The organism is Acinetobacter sp. AKBS16 (assembly GCF_002899995.1).
GTDB lineage: Bacteria > Pseudomonadota > Gammaproteobacteria > Pseudomonadales > Moraxellaceae > Acinetobacter > Acinetobacter baumannii.
Genome location: NZ_POYH01000071.1, coordinates 18,570 through 24,944, shown reverse-complemented (window position 1 = coordinate 24,944; position 6,375 = coordinate 18,570). Strand labels below are relative to the sequence as shown.

The 6,375-nt window shown below is 35.1% G+C and carries 5 protein-coding genes and 1 pseudogene; 1 reads left to right on the top strand and 5 read right to left on the bottom strand.

The window, feature by feature from the left end; translation table 11 throughout:
* A partial coding sequence (locus tag C1642_RS13055) for a SulP family inorganic anion transporter (protein ID WP_103236412.1) occupies positions 1 to 1,347 on the top strand: 1,347 nt, incomplete at its 5' end.
* Positions 1,348 to 1,394: 47 nt separating this feature from the next.
* On the opposite strand, the gene C1642_RS13050 is transcribed toward C1642_RS13055, so the two are convergent.
* From C1642_RS13050 to C1642_RS19360, 5 genes and pseudogenes are all read right to left on the bottom strand, one after another.
* Entirely contained in the window at positions 1,395 to 2,573 is a 1,179-nt protein-coding gene (locus tag C1642_RS13050; RefSeq protein WP_032051940.1) for a S8 family peptidase, read from the bottom strand.
* A 231-nt stretch (positions 2,574 to 2,804) separates the two neighbouring features.
* Entirely contained in the window at positions 2,805 to 2,918 is a 114-nt protein-coding gene (locus tag C1642_RS19365) for a hypothetical protein (protein ID WP_085916944.1), read from the bottom strand.
* A gap of 870 nt (positions 2,919 to 3,788) precedes the next feature.
* Complete coding sequence (locus C1642_RS13045; protein WP_025464533.1) at positions 3,789 to 4,535, bottom strand: alpha/beta hydrolase; 747 nt, start codon at positions 4,533 to 4,535, stop codon at positions 3,789 to 3,791.
* Between the two features lie 7 nt (positions 4,536 to 4,542).
* Positions 4,543 to 5,949 (bottom strand): amino acid permease, encoded by a 1,407-nt coding sequence (locus tag C1642_RS13040; RefSeq protein WP_005110565.1) that lies wholly within the window; start codon positions 5,947 to 5,949, stop codon positions 4,543 to 4,545.
* A 40-nt stretch (positions 5,950 to 5,989) separates the two neighbouring features.
* A pseudogene (locus tag C1642_RS19360) lies at positions 5,990 to 6,375 on the bottom strand (kynureninase); the annotation flags it as partial.

Genomic DNA, 6,375 nt, shown 5'->3' with positions numbered 1-6,375 from the left:
ATTGCAGGTGTAGATCCCCAAATCGGTTTATATGCGTCTTTTTGTATTGCGGTTATTATTTCTTTTGTAGGTGGCCGTCCTGCCATGATTTCGGCAGCAACGGGCGCTATGGCCTTAGTCATGACGACCCTAGTGAAAGAACATGGTCTTCAGTATTTATTCGCAGCTACTATTTTGACGGGCGTCATACAAATTATAGTAGGATATCTTAAGCTTGCTAAGCTCATGCGCTTTGTCTCTAAATCGGTTGTGATTGGTTTTGTAAATGCTCTCGCCATACTCATTTTTATGGCCCAGCTTCCAGAACTAGTCAATGTAAGTTGGTACGTCTATCTATTAGTCGCTATTGGTTTAGCAATTATTTATCTATTCCCTTATGTACCAAAGCTTGGAAAAATTTTTCCATCTCCCCTTATATGTATTGTTATAGTCACATTACTTGCTATCTTTTTGGGCCTCGATGTGCGAACAGTTGGCGATATGGGAGCACTACCAAATACTCTACCTATTTTTTTAATTCCGGATATTCCTCTTAATTTAGATACACTTCTTATCATTCTTCCTTATTCATTGGCGTTAGCTGCAGTTGGCTTACTTGAGTCGATGATGACAGCCACAATTGTTGATGAAATGACAGACAGCCCGAGTAATAAATTTAAGGAATGTAAAGGTCAAGGTATTGCCAATATTGCCTCTGGTTTTATGGGTGGGATGGCTGGATGTGCCATGATTGGACAATCAATGATTAATGTTAAATCAGGTGGTCGCACACGCTTATCTACTTTATGCGCAGGCATATTCTTGCTGATTTTAGTAGTATTTTTAAGTGATTGGTTAAAATTTATCCCCATGGCTGCGCTTGTTGCTGTCATGATTATGGTATCAATAAGTACTTTTGAGTGGCGTTCACTTACCCAATTTAAAACTAATCCTAAAAGTAGCAATACCGTTATGATTGCAACGGTTGTTGTAGTCGTAGCTACTCACAATCTAGCATTAGGCGTATTGACGGGTGTACTACTCTCCGCGCTTTTCTTAGCCAATAAACTTGAAAATGATATACAGGTAATAAGTTCATTAGAAGGCAACGCCCGTTTATATGATTTAAGAGGACAAATCTTTTTTAGTTCTTCAGATAGATTCATGCAGGGCTTTAACTTTAAAGAAGAAGTAAAAGAAGTCATTATTGATCTGACTCATTCACATATTTGGGATGTCACTTCGGTTGCAATGCTTGATTCAGCAGTAGAAAAGTTCCAAAAGAATGGCATACAAGTTACTGTACGTGGTTTAAATGAAGCCAGTTCAATCATGATTGACAAGTATGGTACACATGCAAAAATTTAAAAAAAGGTCCTTCGGGACCTTTTCAATCATAGAGAATTATATTTTTATTAAGGAGATTTATATAACAAGCGGTTTGGGCTACCTGAAGGGTTTTTTACTACGTTACTGCTCGCTTGATTTAAAAGATTGGTAGAGATCGTTTGAGGTGAAGCCGTAGGTGTACTTTGAAGCATTTCAGCAACTACACCAGCAACATGCGGGGTTGCCATTGAAGTACCGTTTAATATCTTGGTAGCTGTATTACTTCCAATCCAAGAAGAGTTAATCTGACTTCCAGGTGCAAAAATATCAACACAGCTTCCATAATTAGAATAGCTTGCCCGAGTATCGGTATTATCTGTCGCAGCCACTGTAATGGCCTTACTTACTCTTGCTGGAGAAGATGTACATGCATCTGTATTTGAATTGCCAGCGGCTACGACCATGACATAACCATTATTATATAAATTTTCCACTGCACTATCTAAAGAAGAACTTGTCGCCCCCCCTAAAGACATATTTACAACTGCAGGTTTTTTACCATTTTTTAATATCCAGTCTAAACCAGCAATAACATTACTTGAGGCTCCTGACCCATCACACCCCAAAATCCGGATAGGAACTAAATTGACACTTTTGGCAACACCATAGGTCGTACCACCTACTGTTCCAGCAACATGGGTCCCATGTCCATTACAGTCGGTTGTACCATTGCCATCAGATATTGCGGTATAACCGCTTAACACACGTCCTGAAAACTCTTGGTGGCTAGATAATATACCAGTATCCACGATATAAGCCGTAGTACCTGAACCGGTCTGTAAATAAGAATAAGTCGAATTTAATGGTAAAGCTTTCTGGTCTATACGATCTAGTCCCCAATCTGGATTACTTTGAGTAGTTGCATCAATATTTACTATTGTATCGCTTTCTACTGAAAGAACATGAGGGTTCTTTTTCATCGCTTCAATAAAGGCTGCCCCTGCTGTATCAGGTAAATAAATTGCAAAACCTTTAAGAACAGTATCGTAGCTTTGTAAAACTTTACCAGCATGTTGTTTAGCAATATTTTGTGCGAAATCTTTAGAAGGACCTGCATCCTTATTTAATATAACAATATATTGATTTTTAATAATTCCTTTTGCTTGGGAAGAATCATTTACAGGATTTGCAACATTTGAAGCGGCATACACAAAATGAGTAGCTGCTATTGAAAGACAAATAGCAGACACTTGGCGAATATTCATGACTATCTCCATATATTATATTTCAGGTATTTTTATGATAATTAATAACTTTTTACTTCAGGATTAAAACTTTAGATGAGAACTTTGAGGAGTTTTATCTGCTTTTAAACCCCAACCATATTTTCATAATTTTTTAGGTTAAACAATATCAATCCACTTTTTTATAGAAAAATGTGACATCCATCTACTTATAATTTAAATATTTTATTTTTTTATAATTAAAATATCACTCTATTTGGGTTCAATAATATAAAAGAATATAACCATTATGATAAGAACTATAGTAGCCATTGCTAAGTAAGTACCAACAGTATTAAAACTTCTTAAAAACTTCAAAATATCCATAACAATATGATAATTAACAGGTTATAGACAATTATTTCAAAATATAAAAGTCCATACAACTATAAAAAATTAACAATTTCTTTAACTGTGATTAATATGTATAATAAATGTATAAATATATATTCCCTATTTTTTTATTAATCAAGCTTATTAGTAATAAATTAGACAAAACAAATTATTTGAATTTTCTTATCTAACTAAAATAAACCCTTTATATAAAACTTAGCCAGTTTAAAAATATTTTTAATAAAAAATACCCACATATCTTAAAAATATGTGGGTATTAAAAAACAAACAACTTTACAGACGCAGTATATGCATATATAAATATATACCTTTAAAGATATATTTACAATACTTCTTTAAGTTTTTCACTTGAATTGAACCGAATTTACTATTAACTGTCTTTTTAATGCGCGAATCTTTGTACCATTAACGAATTGTACAAAAATAAAAAAGTCCGCATCTTGGGAAGCTACGGACTATAAACTCATCTAAGCAACAGCTAAACAGTTTGTCGATTAGAGAGAAAACACTATCTTTTTAATCTAATCGAGATATTAGTTTAGGTCAACTTAAAATAGTATACAGCAGCAAAAAACTCAAAGAAGTGTGACGCGCTCTACATTTTCTTGTTGATTAAGCAAAAATCAATATATTTATTTAAATTTAATATAACAATATATCAATTTATATGTTGTTTAACTTGGTTATTTATCATACTGATTGCTCTTGTACTGAAATATTTTATTAGCTGAACTTAATATTATAAATAAGATAACTTTTCATGATTTTCCTACCACCTATTGCTTCTATAATATTTAAATCAACTTACTCTATGTTTACCAAGGCTAACTCAAACTTAGTTTCTCACTTAAATATAAATTTAAAATAGTGCTCTAAAATAGAGTAATGGTTAATCTCAGGAATAATTTCAAAAGAAATCATATCGTCACCTTGACTAAGTCGATACTCAAAATAATTTTGACTTTGCCATTTTAATTCACTAAGTTCTAACCCACCACACAAAATCGTACAAGGAATATTGATCTGTTCCTGCTGATGAATAGGACTATATTTCAAAATATCCTCTTGCGATAAGTTTAAAGCGTGATTTAAATGAGTCTCTTGTATAGGTAATAAATCATAAATCCCACTTAATAAAGTTGCCTTGGATAATAACGGATGGTTTAAACATAAAGCACCAAGATGAGCACCTGCTGAATGGCCGACCAATACTACTTCGTCTGTTTTCCAATTTTGTTCAGCGATAAAATCGAGCGCTTGTTGAGTTTGAGCAACGATTTGTGAAATATGACTTTGAGGAGCCAAGTCATATTCTAAAAGTACACACTGCGCTCCTTTTGCTAATATATACGGCGCTATAAAGGCAAAGTCCGATTTATCACACCACTGCCAATATCCCCCATGTATAAAAATTACGGTTTTATTGGCATGTTCTAAAGGAAAAAAATCCAGCGTTGATCGGTTCTTCGAACCATACTTTATATCTTTTATATGATCATAGGCCCGATAACTCAGCAAGCTTCTGTATTGGAAGCCTGCTAGTATTTCACCTTCATTCTCTACCGTTGTAGCATTGTCATACCTTCTCATATACCAATCACTTCAATGTTTCTTCACTAGAGTTGAGATTTAACTTTACGGTAGAACGTTTCAAATAATAGAAAAATATAAGAACCAGAACTAAAGGTACGCCAAATTGTAAAGTAGACTTAAATTCATTGGTAAACCAGGTAGTCACTGTAATGCTTAAAATCGCAATAAACCCAAACAAAGAGATAAATCGACTAGCAGGAATTTTAAATTTTAGTTGTATATTTTGCTGAACCATATGTCTTCTAAAAAACATATGAGTCACAAATATACTTCCCCACGTGAACAACGCACCAAACATGGATAGTGCAATCATAATTGGAAATGCAGAAGCTGGATTAATCGTATAAACAATACTAGCAATACCAATCCCTACCGCAGATAACAACAGCGCATTTACCGGTACACCATTACTACTAATTCGACCAAAGACTTTTGGGGCATCACCTGCACGTGACAAGCTAAACAGCATACGAGTTGAAATATAAAGCATGCTATTCATGGCTGATAAGGCAGCTACAATTACAATAAAGTTTAAAATGCTATCCGCATACGGGATACCGACAATCTTCATGACCATAACAAAAGGGCTTGTTGCATCTGCTCCAATCAAAACAGTCCACGGCACCAAAGTAACGATTAGGAATAAGGACAATAAATAAAACAAAATGAGTCGAAGTGCTGTGCTTTTGAATGCTTTTTTAACTGCCTTTTCCGGGTCTTTAGCTTCGCCAGCCGCGACAGCAATCATTTCTATACTTAAATAACTAAATATTGAAATAATGACACCAATCCAGACCCCACTAAAACCATTTGGAAAAAAGCCCCCATGTCCTGATAAATGAGTTACAACTTGCGTCATTCCCTGATTGCTTTGCGTCAAGATACCAATAGACAAAAGAATAAACACGATAATGGCAAAAACTTTAATTGTGGAAAACCAGTATTCCACTAGTCCAAAAGCTTTAACACTATAGGCATTTACAACAAGTAAGGTCAGTGAAAAAAATCCAATCCAGACCCAAGAGCCTACATTCGGGAACCAGAGCTTCATATAATCAGCAACGGCGGTAATCTCTGTACCTACCGCCAGTACAATACAAGCCCAGTAACAGTAGCGAACTAAGAAGCCGGCAAGTGGACTTATATAATGTTCTGCATATGCACCAAATGAGCCCGAAGTAGGATGCTGAACTGTCATTTCAGCCAAACAAGCCATAAGCGCAAAAGCAATTAAACCACCAATCGCATAGCTGACTATGACTGCGGGACCTGCAAAGCTAATTGCAAATTTGCTTCCCATAAACAATCCGGTTCCAATTGCTCCACCAATGGCAATCATCCCCATCTGTTTTGCAGATAACTTTTTATGCAGCCCAGCTTCTCTATTTTGTATTTCATCAAAACTACTCATAGGCCCTCCTAGCCATTTGTTTTATTTTGATTCCTTAAAATCAGGTCACTTCACCGCGAACTAAATACTTTTTGTTTTTCCATTCACTATTCAGCATGGTTTCTTTTAAGTGCTGTACTGCATTCCAAATATCTTCAAAGCCCAGATACAAAGGTGTAATACCAAATCTCAAGACTGCAGGTTCCCGATAATCACCAATCACACCGCGTGCAATAAGTGCCTGAATAATTTCATAACCGAATTCATGACGATAACTAACATGGCTACCACGATGCTTATGATCTAAAGGCGTAATTAACTCAAATCCAAATTCAGAACATTCTTGATGTACCAATTGAATAAATAAATCAGTTAATTTCAAAGATTTCTCACGGATTTTTTTCATATCAGCATGCAGGAAAATATCCACTCCGCATTCAATCAAAC

What these genes read in the sequence shown, in the direction of transcription:
- C1642_RS13050 (WP_032051940.1), bottom strand. Translation starts at nt 2,573, where the DNA reads ATGAATATTCGCCAAGTGTCTGCTATTTGTCTTTCAATAGCAGCTACT.
- C1642_RS19365 (WP_085916944.1), bottom strand. Translation starts at nt 2,918, where the DNA reads ATGGATATTTTGAAGTTTTTAAGAAGTTTTAATACTGTTGGTACTTAC.
- C1642_RS13045 (WP_025464533.1), bottom strand. Translation starts at nt 4,535, where the DNA reads ATGAGAAGGTATGACAATGCTACAACGGTAGAGAATGAAGGTGAAATA.
- C1642_RS13040 (WP_005110565.1), bottom strand. Translation starts at nt 5,949, where the DNA reads ATGAGTAGTTTTGATGAAATACAAAATAGAGAAGCTGGGCTGCATAAA.